We start from the raw sequence: 1,424 nt of genomic DNA on the forward strand, positions 1-1,424 counted from the left end.
GCCTCCCGCCCCTCCGCCGGTCCCACCGTGCCGGACGTCGTCGGTGCCGACTTCGAGAAGGCCCGCGACGAACTGCGCGACCGGAAACTGGGCTGGCGGTTCATCTTCGGTACCGGAAACGGACGCGAGGTGGTGCGGACCGTGCCGGCGGCGGACGCGCCGGTGACCCGGGGAACCACCGTCCAGGTGTACGTGGCGGGTCCGGCGCCGCAGGTCGAGGTGCCGGACCTCGACGACGAGGACTGCGCCGACGTCGCCAAGGAACTGGGTGAGCTGGGCCTCTACCCCCGCTATCCGAGCGGGCGTGCCGGCACGGTCAGCGCCCAGGATCCGCTGGCCGGCGCCACCGCGCGCTGGAACGACCAGGTCTCCGTCACCTGCACGCCGGAGCAGGACTGACCGCGCTGCCCAACCGATTGCGACGTGGGGGCCGCCACCAGCCGGGCGGCACGGCGCGCTGATCCCGGCGAATGGTGACCTGGCCCGTTACCGTGAACGGGCGAGGGCCACGACGCCTGCCCGTCGGGAGGGGACGCGCGATGAGCGACGACCGCCAGGAGCCACTCCCCGACGACGCGACGCGGCGGCTGCCGCGGCCGGGCGACGCCACCGCCCGGCAGGAACCGGTGGACGCGACGCGGCCGCTTCCGCCGGCCGACGACACCCCGTCCGAGCCGACGGCCCCGGCCGTCTGGTCGGGCCGGGCCGGTGTGCCGACGCCGCGACCGCCCGATCATGTCGAACCGGTCTGGTATGGCGAGGAGCAGCCCGGACGCCGCTGGTGGACCCCGATCCTGCTCGGGATCCTGGCCCTGCTTCTCTTCGCCGCCCTGGCGGCCGGTGTCTGGCTGGCGCTGCGCGCCACCGACGAGCGGAACGAGGTTCCGACCCCGCCCCCCGTGCCGACCAGCGCGCCGGTGACCACGGCCGCGCCGACCAGCGTCGCGCCGAGCAGCGCACCGGCCAGCACCGCATCGACCACCGAGGCCGTCCAGGTGCCGATGCCGCCCCTGGTCGGGCTGCCCAGGGCGACGGCCGAGCGGATCCTGCAGCGGCTCGACCTGTCGTACCGGGTCAAGACCCGGGAGTCGTCCGGGCAGGTACCGGGCACGGTGGTCGAGACCGACCCGGAGGCCGGCGCACCGGTACAACCCGGCGAGGAGGTGACCCTGGTGGTCGCCGGAGCGCCGTCCCCACCCCCGTCCCCGTCCACCGGTGCGCCGCCGGAGCCGACCACCGGGGCGACGACCGCGACGCCCTGACCGCCGTTCACCATCGCCGGCGTCTGCTGCCCACCACGGCCAACCCGACCAGCGAGGCGATCAACCCGAGCGATCCCGCCCAGAACAGTGACCGGCTGAGTGCCTGCCGCTGGTCGATCGCGGATCGTCGTGCCGGTGCCCCGGCGACGGCCTCCTCGCCCC

Annotated in this window: 2 protein-coding genes; both read left to right on the forward strand. The window is 75.3% G+C overall.

Annotated elements, in window-relative coordinates; genetic code table 11:
- Positions 1 to 399 (forward strand): PASTA domain-containing protein (locus tag E1166_RS30520; protein ID WP_132343253.1); only part of this gene is annotated, 399 nt, incomplete at its 5' end.
- A gap of 140 nt (positions 400 to 539) precedes the next feature.
- Positions 540 to 1,262, forward strand: coding sequence for a PASTA domain-containing protein (locus E1166_RS30525; protein ID WP_132343254.1), 723 nt, complete (start codon positions 540 to 542; stop codon positions 1,260 to 1,262).
- The last annotated feature ends 162 nt before the right edge of the window (positions 1,263 to 1,424 follow it).

Origin of the sequence: Micromonospora sp. KC213 (genome assembly GCF_004348325.1) — a bacterium.
In the GTDB taxonomy this organism is placed as follows: Bacteria; Actinomycetota; Actinomycetes; order Mycobacteriales; family Micromonosporaceae; genus Micromonospora.